General features: G+C 72.4%; 11 protein-coding genes. 3 read left to right on the plus strand and 8 right to left on the minus strand.

The window, feature by feature from the left end:
- Nucleotides 1-40: 40 nt before the first annotated feature.
- From C4T42_RS17445 to C4T42_RS17475, 7 genes are all read right to left on the minus strand, one after another.
- Nucleotides 41-2,647, minus strand: coding sequence for a TonB-dependent receptor (locus C4T42_RS17445; protein ID WP_042672263.1), 2,607 nt, complete (start codon nucleotides 2,645-2,647; stop codon nucleotides 41-43).
- A gap of 291 nt (nucleotides 2,648-2,938) precedes the next feature.
- Nucleotides 2,939-3,556 carry a heme-binding protein gene (locus tag C4T42_RS17450; RefSeq protein WP_026605072.1) on the minus strand — a complete coding sequence of 206 codons (618 nt, stop codon included), beginning with the start codon at nucleotides 3,554-3,556 and terminating at the stop codon, nucleotides 2,939-2,941.
- A gap of 173 nt (nucleotides 3,557-3,729) precedes the next feature.
- Complete coding sequence (locus C4T42_RS17455) at nucleotides 3,730-6,969, minus strand: PAS domain-containing protein (protein WP_020094076.1); 3,240 nt, start codon at nucleotides 6,967-6,969, stop codon at nucleotides 3,730-3,732.
- Nucleotides 6,970-7,168: 199 nt separating this feature from the next.
- The gene (locus C4T42_RS17460; RefSeq protein ID WP_020094075.1) at nucleotides 7,169-8,896 is read right to left on the minus strand and encodes a response regulator; all 1,728 of its coding nucleotides are present in this window, start codon (nucleotides 8,894-8,896) and stop codon (nucleotides 7,169-7,171) included.
- Nucleotides 8,893-9,354, minus strand: a complete 462-nt coding sequence (locus tag C4T42_RS17465; protein WP_020094074.1) for a response regulator — start codon at nucleotides 9,352-9,354, stop codon at nucleotides 8,893-8,895. The genes C4T42_RS17460 and C4T42_RS17465 overlap by 4 nt, the downstream gene beginning before the upstream one ends.
- Nucleotides 9,354-11,609: an ATP-binding protein gene (locus C4T42_RS17470; RefSeq protein ID WP_020094073.1), complete on the minus strand. Its 2,256-nt coding sequence runs from the start codon at nucleotides 11,607-11,609 to the stop codon at nucleotides 9,354-9,356. The genes C4T42_RS17465 and C4T42_RS17470 overlap by 1 nt, the downstream gene beginning before the upstream one ends.
- Before the next feature lie 293 nt (nucleotides 11,610-11,902).
- Nucleotides 11,903-12,481, minus strand: a complete 579-nt coding sequence (locus C4T42_RS17475) for a peroxidase-related enzyme (protein WP_103985549.1) — start codon at nucleotides 12,479-12,481, stop codon at nucleotides 11,903-11,905.
- Between the two features lie 487 nt (nucleotides 12,482-12,968).
- On the opposite strand from C4T42_RS17475, the gene C4T42_RS17480 reads away from it, so the two are divergent.
- On the plus strand, nucleotides 12,969-14,027 hold the full coding sequence (locus C4T42_RS17480) for a DUF4424 domain-containing protein (RefSeq protein WP_103985550.1): 1,059 nt from the start codon (nucleotides 12,969-12,971) through the stop codon (nucleotides 14,025-14,027).
- A 100-nt stretch (nucleotides 14,028-14,127) separates the two neighbouring features.
- Nucleotides 14,128-14,964 carry a hypothetical protein gene (locus C4T42_RS17485; RefSeq protein WP_103985551.1) on the plus strand — a complete coding sequence of 279 codons (837 nt, stop codon included), beginning with the start codon at nucleotides 14,128-14,130 and terminating at the stop codon, nucleotides 14,962-14,964.
- Nucleotides 14,965-14,992: 28 nt separating this feature from the next.
- On the opposite strand, the gene C4T42_RS17490 is transcribed toward C4T42_RS17485, so the two are convergent.
- Nucleotides 14,993-15,958 carry a YiiG family protein gene (locus C4T42_RS17490; protein WP_049961888.1) on the minus strand — a complete coding sequence of 322 codons (966 nt, stop codon included), beginning with the start codon at nucleotides 15,956-15,958 and terminating at the stop codon, nucleotides 14,993-14,995.
- A 289-nt stretch (nucleotides 15,959-16,247) separates the two neighbouring features.
- Here C4T42_RS17490 and C4T42_RS17495 point away from each other — a divergent pair, with 289 nt between their 5' ends.
- The gene (locus C4T42_RS17495; protein ID WP_020094069.1) at nucleotides 16,248-16,844 is read left to right on the plus strand and encodes a hypothetical protein; all 597 of its coding nucleotides are present in this window, start codon (nucleotides 16,248-16,250) and stop codon (nucleotides 16,842-16,844) included.
- Nucleotides 16,845-16,847 lie beyond the last annotated feature (3 nt).

Consider the following 16,847-nt stretch of genomic DNA (forward strand, 5'->3'; position numbering starts at 1 on the left):
GGATCCCCCGGCCCCTCGCATCATCGTCCCGCGGACGGGATCAGTACTTCCGGATGATCGGCTCCGGCGCCATCGGGACCGGATCCGCCCCGAACCGGTAGGTGAGGCCGGCGTAGATCGAGAGCGGCTGCGCCAGGGTCGTGGTCCGCGGGTCGTTGATCGACAGGTTGCCGGCCACTGCGCCCGTCTCGGCGAAGGTGCCGAACGTGGCGTAGCGGTTGTTGGTCAGGTTGGTGATCAGCCCGAAGATCTCCAGGTTCTTGCTGACCTGATACTTCGTCGTCAGGTTCATCACGTAGTAGGCCGGCAGCTTGCGGTTGAGGTTCGATTCGTCACCCCGGTAGTAGGACGACGAGAAGGCCGAGACGTTGAGGCCGAAGCGCCAGTTCGGGGTGATGCTGTACTCGAAGCCCGCCTTGATCTGGTGATCGGGGATCAGCGGGATCTTGTCGCCCGGCCGGACACGGATGCCGCCGTTCGGGATCACGTCGCCGCCCACGGCGCCGCCGGCCGCGCCGGTGCTCGCCAGGGGGTTGTTGGGCGACGAGAGGGTCGCGTTGAACTGGAAGGTCGCGTCGACCAGGGCGTAGTTGGCGTAGACCAGCAGGTCGGGCGTGACCGCATACTCGGCGCCGACCTCGATGCCCTGGCGCCGGGTCGCCGGGACGTTGATGTAGTAGGCGCGGGCGGCGTTGCCCGCGACGGCGACCTGGTAGAGGTCGTTGCTCAGGTCGGTGCGGTAGACGCCGGCCTTGTAGGTGAGGGCGCCGCCCGACAGGAAGGCCGGGATCACGCCGCGGAAGCCGGCCTCGTAGGTCCGGCCGGTGACCTGCTTGAGCGGCGGATCGGCCACGAGCGAGTTCGGCAGCAGGCACGGCTGGGTCGGACTGGAGCAGGACAGCTCCAGCGGGGTCGGGGCGCGGTTCGATTCCGAGTAGCCGCCGTAGAGATTCAGCGCCGGGTCGAACTGGTAGGTCAGGCCCGCGAGCGGGTTGACCTTGGTGTACTCGTGCACGCCGGTGACGTCCGGCGAGAACCCGGTCTGGTCCCGGGTCTGGATGCGGGCGTAGTTGAGCCGGAAGCCGCCGGTCAGCGACAGCCGGTCGGTCACGTCCAGCGTGTCGGTGGCGTAGAGGCCGAGATACAGGGTCGAGCCGCTGACGTTGCCCGGCGCGAGGCCGATCGCCCCCAGCGTGCGGATGTCCGGCGTGCCGAGGCCCGGGATCGTGCCGTAGTACGGGTTGTTCGGGTCGACGGTGATCGACAGGTTCGGGTTGATCACGCCCAGCTGGCTCGCCGACTTGAACGAGAAATTCGAGGCGTCGACGCTGCCGCCGACCACGAAGGCGTTGTTCAGGCCGAAGATCCGGTCGCGGTTGGCGGCCTGGAGCGAGCCGCCGTAGGATTCGGCCTCCGTCCGGGTCGTGTCGATCGTGCCGTACGGGATGTTCCGGACGAACGGGATCGTCTGGTTGTTCAGGCCGAGGATCGCGAACTGGTTGGCGTAGGCCCGGCGCGCCGCCACCTGGCTGGTGGGCGGCGCGTTCACGTTGAACGCGTCGTCCTGGTAGCAGAGCGAGCCCCGGAAGCTGCTGCGGCTGCTGCAGTTCTCGAAGTTGCCCTGGTTGCCGTCGACGTAGAACTCGCTGAAGCGCCGGTAATAGGCGTTGCCGGCGAGATCCCAGGTCGGCGAGAGGTCGACCCGGCCGGTCAGCTGGAGCGTGCCCACCTGCGTCGTCTGGGTCTGCGGGTAGGTGAAGATCGCCCGCGGGTCGAGATGGGTGAAGTCCACCGGCGTGGCGGCGGCGGCGCCGTAGAAGCTGCGGGCGGCGAGCCCGATCAGGTGGAACTCCGAATCCTGCGAGCGGTAGCCGAGATCCGCGTAGAGGCGGCCGATCGTGCTCGGGTTCTGGTAGCGCCAGCCGCGGTCGTTCAGGCCGTCGCCGGTGAAGTAGAAGCTCCAGGGACCGGAGATCTTGCCGTACTCGAGGTAGCCGGCGGTGCGCGCGTCCGAGCCGCCCCAGGCCGAGATCTCGGTGCCCTGCCAGGTGAAGCCGTTCTTCATCTGGATGTTGACCGCGCCGCCGATGGCGTTGAGGCCGAAGACCGGGTTGCCGGTGACCACGTCGATGCGCTGGATCGCCTGCGGCGGGATCAGGTCGAAATTGACGACGTCGCCGAAGGCCTCGTTGATGCGCACGCCGTTCTGGTAGACGGCGAGCCCCTGCGGCACGCCCTGCACCGACGAGGCCGTGAAGCCGCGGTAGCTGAGATCGACCCGGTTCGAATTGCCCTGCGAGTCGTTGAGGTTCACCCCGGGCGTGCGCCGCGCCAGCGTGGCGATCACGTTGTCGGAGCCCTGATCGACCTCGATCTGCCGGGCCGTGACGGTCTCGACGGTGCTGGGGATCTTGTTGAGCGGCTGCTCGGAGCCGCGCAGCCGCACCCCGCCGGCCGGGGCCGGCAAGGTCGGCGCGGCCTGGGCGAGCGTATCGAGATTCTGGGCGCCGCTGGAATTGCCGCCGCCCGCACCCACCGGCGACGTCGAGACGACGCTGATCTCGCCGAGGGTGACGGATTGTTGAGCCTGCGCGACACCCGGCAACAGAGCCACGGACGCGATCAAGCTGCCTCGCAGGGCCCGCATATCTTCCCCCAACCTGGATTCGAAGGCACGCGCCGCTTCGCGTCGGCTGCGTGCGCCTCACTGATCTCGGGTCGGGTCGCGACCTCAATTCACATTCTGTTTAATCCCTGCGGGGGACGACTTGCGGGCTCGAATGATCGGGCCTGTGGCGCAAAGACAACAAAAGAGGAAGATAGCGGCAAGTCTTCGGGATTATTATGAAGGACATCGCGGGATAATTGCGCAATCGGGCCGGTCCTCCGGGGCGGCGTCCGAGGCCGCGCGCCGGGTCGTCAGGACCGGTCCCGGCTCTCACCGCGGCGGCAGGCGGACGGCGACCTCGTTCCGGCGCAGGAACGGGATCGCGAAGGGCGGGTCGTAGCCCATGACGAAGGGCGCGCCCGCCGGTGCGCGGCCGGCCGCCGCCAGGACGGCGGCGAGGATGCCCGCCTGCGCGGCCCGCGCCTCCGGGGTGAGGCGGCCGGAGAAGCGCAGGGCCGCGACCCGCTCGGCCGGGACCTCGACCAGCCGGACCCCCGGCTCGGTCGGGGCCGGCGCCCCGGCCGCCGCCACCGCGCGGGGCAGGAAGAACCGCATCGTGCCGGTGCCGTCCCGCTCCACCGGGACGGTCATGGCGATGGGCTGGGCGATGCGCTGGCCGCCGCTCTCGACCGGCGCCGTCATGGCGATGCGGTCCCCGGCCCGGTTCGCGCCGGTGATGTAGCGGAACAGCCGCCCGAAGGCGTCGCCGTCGCCCTGGCCGCGCGCGTCGGTCTCGACCGCGAGGCGCGGCGCGTAGGACCGGATCTCGACCCCGCGGTCGAGGCGCTCGACGACCGCGTAGGCGGGCTGCTCGTAGAGCGCCCGCACGCCGAAGATCCCGAGCACCGCCTCCGCCAGGGTGACGAGCGCGTACATGACCCTGTCCATGGGACCTCCGGGGGCGGGCGCGGCGTCTCCCGCGCGCGGAACCTCCCGCGGGAACATGGCGCCGGGACCGCCCGTCGCCGCCCGGCTGCGGCGTCAGGCCTCTGTCAGGTCTCTGTCAGGTCTCTGTCAGGTCTCTGTCAGGTCTCCGCTGGTCCCGGCAGCGCCCCGCCGCGTCAGGGCTGCCCGCCCGGCTGCCCGCCCCTCGGCCGCCTCCGCCGCGCGCCGACGACCTTGCGCAGCACGCGCGAGACCTGGTCGGCGGAGTAGGGCTTGGGCAGCAGCTCGAAGTCGCGGATCCCCTCCTGGGCGAGGGCGTGGCTGTAGCCGGAGGCCAGAACCACCGGCAGGTGCGGCATCCGCTGCCGGAGGAGCCGGGCCAGCGCGATCCCGCCCATGCCGGGCATGACCACGTCGGAGAACACGGCGTCGAAGGCCGCGCCGTCGGCCCCGAGCTGGTCCAGCGCCTCCTCGGCGTTGGTCGCCCAGGTCGTCGCGTAGCCGAGATCCTCCAGGATCTGCGTGGCGAAGCGGCCGACCTCGATGTTGTCCTCCACCACCAGAACCCGCTGCCCCGCGCCGCCGGGGTCGAGGGCGGCGGCCTCCGCGGCGGCGGCGCAGGACGCCTCGGGCTCGACCTGCGGCAGGTAGAGCGTGAAGGTGGCGCCGCGGCCGGGCGCGCTCTCGACCGCGACGTCGCCGCCGGACTGCTTGGCGAAGCCGAAGACCTGGGACAGGCCGAGTCCGGTGCCCTTGCCCACCTCCTTGGTGGTGAAGAACGGCTCGAACACCCGCGCCAGCACGTCCGGCGCGATGCCGGTGCCGGTGTCGACGAGGTCGATCGCCGCGAACGGGCCGGGCGCGCCGGCATGGCCGCGGATCGGCGGCAGCGCCGCGCCGCAGCGCAGGCGCAGGGTCAGCGTTCCGGCGCCGTCCATGGCGTCCCGGGCGTTCACCGCCATGTTGACCAGCGCGGTCTCGAACTGGCTGAGATCGACCCGGATGAAGCAGGGCCGCTCCGGCAGCTCGGTCACGACCGCGATGCGGGCGCCCGTGACCGTGTCGAGGAGGTCGGCCACGCCGCGCAGCCGCGCGCCGACGTCGAGGATCTCGGGCTTCAGCGCCTGTCGCCGCGCGAAGGCGAGGAGCTGGCCGGTGAGCTTCGCCGCGCGGTCCACCGTCTCCGAGACGGCGTTGAGGTAGCGGGACCGGCGCTCCTCCGCCAGGTCCGGCCGGCGGAGGAAGTCGACCGACGAGCGGATGATCGTCAGGAGGTTGTTGAAGTCGTGGGCGACACCGCCGGTGAGCTGGCCCACCGCCTCCAGCTTCTGCGACTGCCGCAGCGCCTCCTCGGCGTGCCGGAGCGCCTCGGCCTGGGCCTTCTCGGCGGTGACGTCGCGGCCGTAGGCGTAGACCTGCGCGCCCTCGACGGAGGTGCGCCACGAGATCAGCCGCAGGGTGCCGTCCCTGTGCCGGTAGCGGTTCTCGAAATCGGTCAGGTCGCGCGCCGCGGCGGCAGCTTCGAGCGCCTCCTGGGTCGCGCCCGCATCCTCGGGCCAGATGAAGTCCAGGAAGCTGCGCCCCACCACCGCGGCGGGCTCGTGCCCCAGGATCGTCTGCCAGGCCGGATTGACCGCGCGGAAGATGCCGTCGGCCCCGACCACGGCCAGCAGGTCGCGCGAGTTGCGCCAGACCCGGTCGTGCTCGGCCGTGCGCTCGGCCACGCGCTGCTCCAGGGTCAGGTTGAAGCGCACGAGCTCGGCCATGAGCCGCTTCTGGTCGTCGATGTCGGTGCTGGTGCCGACCCAGCGGGTGACAGCGCCGTCGGCGCCCAGGACCGGCTGCGCCCGGGCCAGGAACCAGCGATACGCGCCGTCGGCGCGGCGCAGGCGGTACTCGGACTGGTAGTCGGCCCGCGACCGGACGGCCGCCCGCCATTCCTCGTCGACCCGGTCCTGATCGTCGGGATGGATGATCCCCCGCCAGCCCGCGCCGTCGAGGGTGCCGGGCTCCCGGCCCGCGTAGGCGTAGACGCGCGCGTTGAACCAGTTCGCCGCCCCGGCCGCGTCGGTCGCCCAGACGAAGTTCGGCAGCACCTGCGACAGGACCCGGAACTGCGCCTCGCTGGCGCGCAGGGCTTCCTCGGCCTGCTTGCGGGCGGTGATGTCGATCGCCGTGCCGATCACCCGCACGCAGCGCGCGCCCTCGAAGATCCCGCGCCCCTTGGCGGCGACCCAGCGCACGACGCCGTCCTCCTTGCCGACGGTGCGGTACTCCACGTCGTAGACGGCGCGCCGCGCGGGATCGAGGGCGGAGGCGTAGGCCGCGCTCGTGGCCGCCCGGTCCTCGGGATGCAGGCCGGCGTAGTAATCGGCCATCGTGACCGGCACGTCGGCCGAGATGCCGAACATCGCCTTGACCCGCGCGGGCCAGAACAGGGTGTCGGCGACGACGTCGACGTCCCAGAGGCCGATCTCGGCCGCCTCGGTCGCGAGCCGCAGGCGCCGCTCGCTCTCCCGCAGCTGCTCCTCGGTCCGGCGGCGCACCGTGTCGTCGAGATGCAGCCCGTCCCAGACCAGCGTGTCGCCGACGCGGCGGGGGGCCGAGACGATGCGCGTCCAGACGTGGGTGCCGTCCGGCCGGCGCATGGGCGCCGCGACGTCGAAATGCGCGAGGTCGCGGATCGCGGCGGCCTCCGCCTCGGCGACCGCGGCGCGGTATTCCGGCAGGATCAGGTCGTAGGCGACCGCCGGGTCGGCGAGCACGTCCCCGGCCGCCAGGCCGGTCATGCGCTCGAAACCCTGCGACACGTAGAGGAAGCGCCGGTCGGCGCCGTCGGGGGCCATGGCGAGCTGGTAGACGTAGCCGCCCGGGAGGTGGTCGGCGAGGGCCCGGATCCGGGCCTCCGCCTCGCGCAGGCGCGCCTCGGCCTGGACGCGGCCGGTCGTCTCCGTGCAGGCGCAGTGCAGGCCGGCGACCCGGCCCGCCTCGTCGCGAACCGGCGCGTACGAGGCGGTGAACCAGGTCGGCTCGTCGTAGCCGTGCCGGTTCATGGTCAGCGGCATGTTCTCGGACCACGTCGCCGCACCGGCGAGCGCCCGGTCGATCAGGGGGCCGATCTCCGGCCAGATCTCCTTCCAGACGTCGCGGAAGCGCGCGCCGAGCGCCGCGGGATGCCTGTCGCCCAGGATCTCCGCGTAGGCGTCGTTGTAGAGGAAGACGAGGTCGGGCCCGAACGCCACGAACATCGGGAACCGCGATCCCAGGATCAGGCTCAGGGTCGCCCGCAGGCAGGGCGCCCAGCTGTCCGGCGGGCCGAGCGGCGAGCCGGACCAGTCGTGGGCGCGGATCCGGGCGCCCATCGCGCCGCCCTCCGCGAGGAAGGCCGGGGGCGCGGTCCCGACGGTCTCAGGCATCGGACCAGGCGCGTGACTCGGACATGGGGCGAGGAACCGGCGGGACAGGACAGCGCCATCGGTGCCCCAGCGGGCGGGTTCGCGCAACCGCGTCGGCGCGCACGCGCCGCCCGGGACACCGTGCGGGGCCCGCACGCCGTGTGGAGAACGCCCGGGAGAGCCCCAGAGACGCAAGCGGGACGCCCGCGCGACGTCCCCCTCAGGCGCTCCTGTCGCGGCCCGAGATCAGCCGGAGCTGCGCCGGCGGGCGCGCCGCCAGGGCGGCGGCGACCTTGCCCTCGAGTTCCCCGACGCGGAACGGCTTCAGCACGATCGCGTCGGCGCCGACGGCGCCGGCCTCGGTCAGGGCGGTGGTGTCGGCGAAGCCGGTGACGAACAGGACCGGCAGCGCCGGCCAGCGCTTCCGCACCTCCAGGGCCGTCTCGGCCCCGTTCATGCCCGGCATGGCGAAGTCCATCACGACGAGGTCGACGCCCGGATCCGCCTCCAGGGCGGCCAGGGCCTGGAGGCCCGAGGCCGCCTCGCGCACCGCGTAGCCGGCCTCGATCAGGCGGGTCGTCGTCACCTCGCGCACCTCGGCGTCGTCGTCGACCACGAGGAGCCGGGGGCCGCTCCCGGGCGGGTGCGTCCGCGCGGCCTCGGCCGCGGCCGGCAGGCGGGGCACGGCACCCTCGGGCTCCGCGGCCCGGGGCAGGTAGACCTTGATCGAGGTGCCCTCGCCCGCGACCGTGTCGATCCGGATGCCGCCGCCGGACTGCTTGACGAAGCCGTAGACCTGGGCAAGCCCGAGACCCGACCCCTTGCCGACTTCCTTGGTGGTGAAGAACGGCTCGAACACCCGGGCCAGCACGTCCGGCGTCATCCCGGTGCCGGTGTCGCTCACCGCCACCATGACGTAGGCGCCGGGCGCCGGCTGCTCGGGCCGAGTCGGCGCCCCGGTGACGCTGACATTGGCGGTCTCGATGGCGAGCCGGCCGCCCACCGCCATCGCGTCGCGGGCGTTGATGGCGAGGTTCAGGATCACCAGCTCGATCTGGGTGGCGTCGACCAGGGCCGGCCACAGGTCGGGCTGGAGGGTCGTCTCGATCCGGACCGCGCCGCCGATCGAGCTCTGCAGCAGGTCGCGCATCGACGCGACCGTCTGGTTGAGGCTGACCGGCGTCGGCTCCAGGCGCTGGCGCCGGGAGAAGGCGAGCAGCTGCGCGGTGAGCCGGGCGCCGCGCTCGGCGGCCCCGCGCATCATGGCGAGGCGGCGCTTCGAGCGGGTGTCGGACACGACCCTCTCGAGGAACTCGATGTTGCCGGCGATCACCGTCAGCAGGTTGTTGAAGTCGTGCGCGACGCCGCTCGTGAGCTGGCCGACCGCGTCCAGGCGCTGGGCGAGCCGCAGGGCGTCCTCCGCCCGCTCCCGCTCGACGATCTGGGCCTGGAGGGCCTCGTTCGCCGCGGCGAGTTCGCGGGTCCGCTCGGCGATGCGCACCTCCAGCGTCTCGTTGAGCGCTTGCAGGGCGGCCTCGGCCTCGCGCTTGTCGGCGCGGGCCCGCGCCTCGGCCAGCGCCCGGACGATCGTGCGCGGCATGCGGTCGAGGCGCTGCTTGACGACGTAGTCGGTGGCGCCGTTCTTCAGGGCCTCGACCGCGACGTCCTCGCCGAGCGTGCCCGAGCAGAAGATGAACGGCGTGTCGGGGCACTGCGCCCGGGCGATGCCGAGGGCGCTCACGCCGTCGAAGGTCGGCAGGACGTAGTCCGCCAGGATCAGGTCGTGCCGGCCGGCGACCGCCGCGCGGGCGAAGGCGTCGCGGGTCATCACCCGCTCGATCGCGACCGGGTGCCCGAGGGTCTCCAGCTCGGCCTCGATCAGCTCGGCGTCGAGGTCGCTGTCCTCCAGGTGGAGGACCCGCAGCGGCCCCGCGGAAGGTCCGATCACGCGTTCGATGGCCAGCCTCCCCGGTACGGCGGCGGCTCGTTGAGGAGGGCCCAGAACACGCCGATCTCCTTGATCGCCGCGAAGAACTCCTCGAAGGCGACCGGCTTCACCACGAAGGCGTTCACCCCGAGATCGTAGGAGCGCACGAGGTCGGTCTCCTCGCGGGACGAGGTCAGCATCACCACCGGCACCTGGCGGGTGACCGGGTCGCCCTTGATCTTGGCGAGCACCTCCAGGCCGTCGACCTTCGGCAGCTTCAGGTCGAGCAGGACCACCGCGGGGTCCTGGGCCTGCCGCTTCTCGTGCGCGCCCCGCCGGTAGATGAAGTCGAGGGCCTCGGCGCCGTCGCGGCAGATGACGATCTCGTTGGCGAGCTGGCTCGATTCGAGCGCCGCCAGCGTCAGCTCGATGTCGTTCGGGTTGTCCTCGACCAGGAGGATGGGCTTCAGTCCCGCCATCAGTGGGCCTCCTCCCGGATGGGCAGGGTGAAGTAGAAGGTGGCGCCCGCGCCGAGCCTGCCCTCGGCCCAGGTCCGGCCGCCGTGGCGCTCGACGATGCGGCGGACATTGGCGAGGCCGATGCCCGTGCCCTCGAACTCCTCGACCCGGTGCAGCCGCTGGAAGACGCCGAACAGCTTGTCGACGTAGGCCATGTCGAAGCCGGCGCCGTTGTCGCGCACGTAGTAAACCGCCTCGCCCTCCCGGGGCGGGAGGCTGCCCATCGCGATCACCGCCTCCGGGGTGCCGCGGGTGTACTTCACGGCGTTCGACAGCAGGTTCTCGATGACGAGCCGCAGCATCACCGGGTCGGCGTAGGCGCGGCCCAGGGGCGCGATCTCCCAGCGGAGGGTCCGGTCGGGGGTGACGTCGCGCAGGACCTTCCGGCGGACCTCCTCGACCAGGGCGTTCATGTCGCCCCAGACCTTGTTGAGGGCGTGCCGGCCCATCTGCGAGAAGCTCAGGAGGCTGTCGACCAGGGTGCCGGCCGAGAAGGCCGCCTCGATGATCGTCTCCACGTAGTGCCGGCCCTTGTCGGAGAGCTGGGCGCCCTCGCGGGTCTTGAGCAGGTTCGCGTAGCCGACGATGTGGCGGAACGGCGCGCGCAGGTCGTGGCTGACCGAGTACGAGAACGCCTCCAGCTCCTTATTCGAGCGCTGCAGCTCCTCGCTCATGGCGGCGAGCTCCTCGGCCCGGCGGAGCACGATGCCGAGCACCGAGGCGCGCAGGTCCTTGGCGGCCTCCACCTCCGGGTCGGACCAGGGCAGGGAGCGGCCCTGCACGGTCTCCTTCCAGATCTCGAACGACTTGCGCGGGTGCAGCCGGTCCGGGCCGCCCTCCGGGTCGGGCCGGACGGCCTTCACGGGGTTGCCGCCCCACTTCACCGTCCGCACGACCTCGGGCCTGAACCAGAGGATGTAGCTCGCGTACTTCTTCGAGACCGAGATCGCCAGGAGGCCGCTCGCCCGGTCGGCGAAGGCGGCGGCGGCCGGGAACGCCTCCGACAGGGCCTCGGAGACGAAGACCTCCTCGGCATCCTCGCGCTCGGACAGCCACCGATAGAGGGCGCGGACCTCGCGCTCGGTCGGCGTCGCCCCGAGCAGCCGGCAGCGGTCCGCCGTGACCACCGCGGCGCCGGTCGCGTCCACCAGGGCCAGGACGTCGTCGGGGTGGTTGAGCAGGCCGTCGACGAAGCTGTCCTCCTCGGCCATGAACGCGAGGAGGCGCGCCTGCACGGCGCCCAGCGCCAGCCGCTTCTCGGACTGGGCGCCGCGCTCGCGGGCCGAGAGCTGCAGGGCGAAGATCTGGGTGAGCACGTCGCAGGCATTGCGCGCCTGGAGGGGCACGCGCCTGGGCGCGCGGTTGTGGCAGGAGATCAGGCCCCAGAGGGCGCCGTCGACGAGGATCGACACCGACATGGACGCCATCGTGCCCATGTTGCGCATGTACTCGACATGGACCGGCGAGACCGAGCGCAGCACCGACTGGCTGAGGTCCAGCGGCTTGCCGGAAGGCGTGGTGGCCGGCCGGATCGGCACGGGGACGTAGCCGGCATCCGGAATGATGCGCAGCCGGTTCCGGCGGTAGAGCTCGCGCGCCTGGGCCGGGATGTCGGAGGCGGGGAAGCGCAGGTCGAGGTAGGAGGGCAGGACGCCGTTGCCGGCCTCCGCCAGCACCGTGCCGTGCCAGTCGCGGTCGAACCGGTAGACCAGGGCCCGGTCGAGGCCGGTGATCTGGCGGATGTCCTCGGCGACGAACTGGCAGAGGTCCTCGACGGTGCGGGCGGTCTGCAGGCGCTCGACGAAGGCCCGCAGGCGCGGGGTGAGCACGTCGACGCCGATCTCGGCCGCGGCCGCGTCGATCTCCTCCAGCTCCAGCACGACGAGTTCGTCGACCCGGTGGGCCGCAACCTCGTAGGCTTGGCGCCCGCCGGCGGTCTCCAGCGTCACCGTCCGGAGATAGAGGGCGCCGTCCTGGGGCTCCGCCGCCTCCAGGTGGTGGCGGACGACGGCCGCGAGGTCGGGCAGGGCCGCGTCGAGGACGGTGCCGACGGAGGCCGCCGCGGGGGCGTTGGCGCTCGCCTGGACGATGGTGAGGGACCGGGCCTCGAGGCCGAGCAGGAACCCGTGCGGCTGGACGCTGCCGACGATGTGGATGGGCTCGCGATCGCACGCGGTCAGGTCGAGACGCTGGGCCGCGCCGCTTCGAAGGTTCAAGCCGGGATTCGCCCCCTCACCGGGTCGGCCACAAAATTTAACGCCTGTTAACAGCCGGACCGGGCGGCTCCTATAGGCTTAAAGCACTGGTAAGGACGGCGCGCCCCGTCCCCGCGCGCGGTCGCCGTCGGGCTCAGAGGGCCGGAGCCGTTTCATCCGCTCCCCGCGCGCGACGCCAGGTCGCACGGCGGGGCTCCGGCGGTCCCGCGGGGCGCCGAGCCCTCTGAAGGGGTGGTGGACACCCGGAACCCGCCCCGGCGGTCCGGTAACCGGCGGCGAGGGACGCCGCGCCGTCAGCCGCGCCCCAGCGCGTAGAATTCCGGGTTGGGCCGCATGTTGCTGACGTTCGCCAGACGGTTCGACAGGCCGAAGAAGGCCGCGATGGCGGCGATGTCCCAGGCATCCGCGTCGTCGAAGCCGTGGGCCCTGAGCGCCGCGAACGCGGGCTCCCCGACCTGGTGCGCGGACTGGCTGACCAGCATGGCGAAGTCGAGCATCGCCTTCTGCCGGTCGGTGATGTCGGCCTTGCGGTAGTTGATCGCCACCTGGTCGGCGATCAGCGGATCCTTGGCGCGGATCCGGAGGATCGCCCCGTGGGCGATCACGCAGTACTGGCACTGGTTGATGGCCGAGGTCGCCACGACGATCATCTCGCGCTCGGCCTTGGTCAGGTTGCCCGGCCTGTCCATGAGCGCGTCGTGGTAGGCGAAGAAGGCCCGGAACTCGTCCGGACGGTGGGCGAGCACCAGGAACACGTTCGGGACGAAGCCGGACTTCTCCTGCACCGCCTCGATCCGCGCGCGGATGTCGTCCGGCAGCGTCTCCAGGCGGGGAATCGGGAAGCGGCCGATCGGGGCGTCTTCGGCTGGCACGGGGGCGCTCCTCGCAGATCGTCGCGGATCGAGCCGGCGCCCGGGGCCACCGGCCATCCCGGGCAGCCGATAGACCGAACGGTCGCGGCGGCGCAATCGCGCGCGGCCGCCGACGGCGACGTTTCCTCGCAGCCTCGACCTGACGTCTCGACCTGACGCCTCGACCTGACATGGCCCTCTCGGCCGGCCTCAACTCTGCCCGAAAGCTTCCGTTCGGTCCGTCCGAGATTCGGCGGTGCGCGTGCAGGCGCGCCGCGGGGAAGATGGTGTGCCGCGACCGATGACGCCTTCGCCGAAGCGCTCGCCGCCCTGGGGCAGCGGATCGAGGCCCGTCTCCCGCCAGGGCCGACGGTTGCCGAGCCCGCTCCGCGACTGAACCGGAGGCGTGACCGGATCGTCCGAAACCCGCTCGCCGATCGCTGACCGGCGACGCGCCGGTTCTCACCCCGCCCCGCACCGACGGATCCAACCCGCGAGCCCGACAGCCGTGCGAATCCCAGCCACGACCCGCATCCCGCGCCTGGCCCTGCTCCTGCCGGTGATCCTGCCGACGGCACTGTCGTCGGCCCTGCCGCGTCCGGCCCGGGCCGACGACAGCGTCGCGACCCTCGCGACCGGCGGTCTCGTCCTGGAGAAGACGGACCGGATCGCCCTCGTCTCCGAGGACCTCTTCCTGTCCGAGAAGGCGGTGCGCATCGTCTACCGCTTCCGCAACCTGACCGACCGGGACGTCGAGACGACGATCGCGTTCCCGATGCCCGACATCTCCGGGGGTCCCGACGCGATGCTGAACATCGCCGACCCGAAGCACGACAACTTCCTCCGCTTCACCACCGAGGTCGACGGCCGGCCGGTCGACTCGCAGGTCGAGCAGCGCGCCTTCGTCACGCCGGCCGGCAAGCCGGAGGTCGAGGTGACCGGGCGGCTGCGGAGCCTCGGCATCCCCCTCGTCCCGACGGTCGAGGCGACCGAGACCGCGCTGGCTGCCCTGGGTGCGGATCAGCGCCGCGGCCTCGTGGCGGACGGCCTCCTGGAGCCCCAGGACATGGGCAAGGGCACGACGAGCCTGTTCCCGGTCTGGACCCTGCGGTCGAAGTTCTGGCGCCGGCAGGTCTTCCCGGCGGGCCGCGACGTCGTCGTCCGGCAGAGCTACGTTCCGGGCGTCGGCGGCCTCTCCAGCCTGTCGTTCGGGACCCCGACCGAGGGCGCCGACGAGAAGGCCGAGTACGCGCGGAAATACTGCACGGACGCGGCCTTCCTGAAGGCGGCCCAGGGGCTCGCCCGCAGGATCGAGGCGGCGGGGGGCCGGGGGGTGCAGGCCTTCGAGCAGTACCTGTCCTACGTGATCACCTCCGGCGCCAACTGGGCCGGGCCGATCGGCACGTTCAAGCTGACCGTGGACAAGGGCGATCCGACGACGCTCGTGTCGTTCTGCGCCACCGGACTCCGCAAGACCGGCCCGACGACCTTCGAGAGCGTCGTGACGGATTACGTGCCCCGGCGCGACATCGACATCCTGATGCTCAAGACCACGACGGGCCGATGAGCGGCGGCGCGCCATCCTGCCCGGATCCGGAGGGCCCGACGGCCCGGGCCGGCCGGGACCGCGCGGCCGATCGCGTCCAGACCGCCACAGGAGGAATTCCGTGCGTAGCCAAGCCCGTCCGGCGCGCCTGAGCCCGCGATCGTTCCCCCGATCGATCCTCAGAACAAGCCTCGTCGGCGCAGTCTGTGCGCTCGGCACCGTCGGCGCCCGGGCAGCGCCGGATTGCGCCGGGATCCGGGACAGGGTCGAGACGCTGATCTGTGCCGACCCCGCCCTGACGCGGCTGGACGAGGAACTCAGGCGCCTGTTCGACCGGATCGTGGGCGAGACGCGCGGGGTCGACGGCGAGACCGGCCAGGCGATCGACACCTTCGGCGAGGACCACGCGCGCTGGCGCGCGCGGGTCCGCGATGCCTGCCCGGACACGGCCTGCCTGACGCGGGCCTACACCGCGCGGATCGCGCAGGTCCGGCGCGACTGGAGCCGGGCGCTGCCGGACACGCCGGCGCTGCGGCACGTGGTCAACGCCCGTTTCGGCTTCTCCGTCGACGTGCCCGCCGACCTCGTCGCGGAGCCGCCGCCGGACAACGGCGACGGGCAGGCCTTCCGCTCGGCCGACGGCCACCTGCACCTGACGGTGTCGGGCCTGAACGACGTGCTCGACCAGGATCTCGACGCCGTCGTGGCCGCGGACCGGAAGACCTGCCTGCGGCAGCCGCCGGAATACGCGGCGCGCAAGCCCGGCTGGATCGTGCTCTCCTGCACGACGGCGGCCGGGATCCTGTATCGGAAGACCCTGCTGGCGGGCGGCCGCGGCGGCGCCTTCGTCACCCTGCGCGTCCGCTACCCCGCGGCCGAGCAGGCGCGCTGGCAGGCGGCCGTCACCGCGGCCGCGACCTCGCTGCGGCTGACGGAACCGGGCCGGAGCGCCCGCTGACGGGGGCCCGGGTCCCGGACGCCCCCGGTCACCGCGAGAAGGTCGTGGCCGTCTGCGCGGTCGACACCATCATGTTGTAGTCGTTCACGATCCAGGTCACGTCGCGCCCGGCGCCGCGCCGGGCGTCGCCCCTGGCCTTGGCGAGCTTGTCGTCGAACTCGCGCAGCTTGCCCAGGAGCGCGCGGGGCCGGCTCTCGAACACGTGGAAGGAGTTCGGGTTGGCGGCGCTGTACCCGTCCATGTCCTTCACGGCGACGGCGTAGCGCCCGAGCGCGGCGTCGAAGGCCGCCATGTCGACGACCGGCTTGGCGTCGGTGGGCAGCAGGTCCATGACCTTGCGGCAGGCGGTCATCACGTTCGCGACGTGCCAGCGCGCCTTGCGGCCCTCCCGCGCCTCGAGGGCGGCGAGTTCCAGCGCGTCGCTCTTCTCCTTCTCGACCCGCAGCGCGGCGTCGACCTTGGCGCGCGCCGCCAGGAAGGCCGGCCCCGCGACGGCGAGCTTGGCGTGGAGCGCCTTGCCCTGCTCCATCTTGTCCGCGCGGTAATCCTGCCGCTCGTAGTAGCCCTCCGCCTCGGTGACCGTCGGGGCGAGCGCCTGATAGGCGGCGATGTAGGTCTTCACGGCGCCGTCGAGGTCCGGCATCGCGGGCGGCTGCGCCGTCGCGGCCTCCGCCTTCGCGATCTCGCCGCGCACGTCGTAGAGCCCGTAGAGGCCGTAGATGATCCGCTCGCGGCCGGTCGGACCGGTCTTCATGTTGACCCAGCTCTGATAGCGGCCGAGCGATTCCTGCGCCCGCAGGGTCCGGTTGAGGAGCCCGACATAGGCGTTGAGCTTGCGGATCGTCTCCTGAGCCGGATCGCTCTCGGGCTTGGTCGCCGGCCCCGCCGGTGCCGGGGCAGGGGCCTGCGCGGGGGCCTGCGCACGGGCCGGGGCGGCGGCGAGCAGCGCCGTCAGCATCAACCAAGTCGTCGTTCTCAGGCTCGTCGCTCTCATGGGCGCTGGGGATCCTCCGGATGGTTCTGCCCCTGTAGCCGGCGTTCCGCGCGAAGACCAGACGCGGGATCGGGTCGATCGCGCCCAATAGATCTCTCGGGATCGACAGCGGCGCGTCTATCGGGGCGTTCGACGATCACATCCCCGATCATCGTCGCGGGGACGATGATCTCGCGGGGCGTCGGAGCGCGAGGCCGGGAAGTCCATCGCGGGTGCCCGGAGCGTCTTCCCGGGCCTGCGGCGCGATCCGCCTCGTCCCGCGGCGGCGGATCGGGTAGAGGATCGGCCGATGCTCGACGGCCATCCCCGCATCCTGGCTGACCTGCGCGCCCGGCTGGCCGAGCCTCACCGGGTCTATCACGGCCAGGCGCATATCGACGCGCTGCTGGAGGCGTTCCGCGCCCGCCGCGGGACGGTCCGGGATCCCGACGCGGTGGAACTGGCGATCTGGTTCCACGACGCCGTCTACCGGCCGGGCGCCGCGGACAACGAGCGCCGCAGCGCCGCGCTCCTGCGGGCGCTGCCGGAGGGCGCGGTCCCGGCGCCCACGCTGGCGGCGGCCGAGACGATGATCCTGGCGACCGAGCGGCACGCCGTCCCGGACGGTCTCCCGGCCGCGCTCGCCGCGGACGTCGCGACCTTCCTCGACATGGACATGGCGATCCTGGGGGCGGCGCCCGCCGCCTACGACGGCTACGCCGCCGGCGTGGCGCGGGAATTCGTCCCAGTCGTGGGCGCGGACGCCTACCGGCAGGGGCGCGCCGCCTTCCTGCGGGGCGCCCTCGCATCCGGCCGGCCGCTGTTCGTCACCGCCCGGGCCCGGGCGGCGCTGGAGGGGCCGGCGCGGTCGAACATGCGGCGGGAGCTCGCGGCGCTGGGCCGGTGAGCC

The sequence above is a fragment of the Methylobacterium sp. 190mf genome (assembly GCF_900107945.1).
Taxonomy (GTDB): domain Bacteria; phylum Pseudomonadota; class Alphaproteobacteria; order Rhizobiales; family Beijerinckiaceae; genus Methylobacterium.

What these genes read in the sequence shown, in the direction of transcription:
- C4T42_RS17445 (WP_042672263.1), bottom strand. Translation starts at nt 2,647, where the DNA reads ATGCGGGCCCTGCGAGGCAGCTTGATCGCGTCCGTGGCTCTGTTGCCG.
- C4T42_RS17450 (WP_026605072.1), bottom strand. Translation starts at nt 3,556, where the DNA reads ATGGACAGGGTCATGTACGCGCTCGTCACCCTGGCGGAGGCGGTGCTC.
- C4T42_RS17455 (WP_020094076.1), bottom strand. Translation starts at nt 6,969, where the DNA reads ATGCCTGAGACCGTCGGGACCGCGCCCCCGGCCTTCCTCGCGGAGGGC.
- C4T42_RS17465 (WP_020094074.1), bottom strand. Translation starts at nt 9,354, where the DNA reads ATGGCGGGACTGAAGCCCATCCTCCTGGTCGAGGACAACCCGAACGAC.
- C4T42_RS17490 (WP_049961888.1), bottom strand. Translation starts at nt 15,958, where the DNA reads ATGAGAGCGACGAGCCTGAGAACGACGACTTGGTTGATGCTGACGGCG.
- C4T42_RS17495 (WP_020094069.1), top strand. Translation starts at nt 16,248, where the DNA reads ATGCTCGACGGCCATCCCCGCATCCTGGCTGACCTGCGCGCCCGGCTG.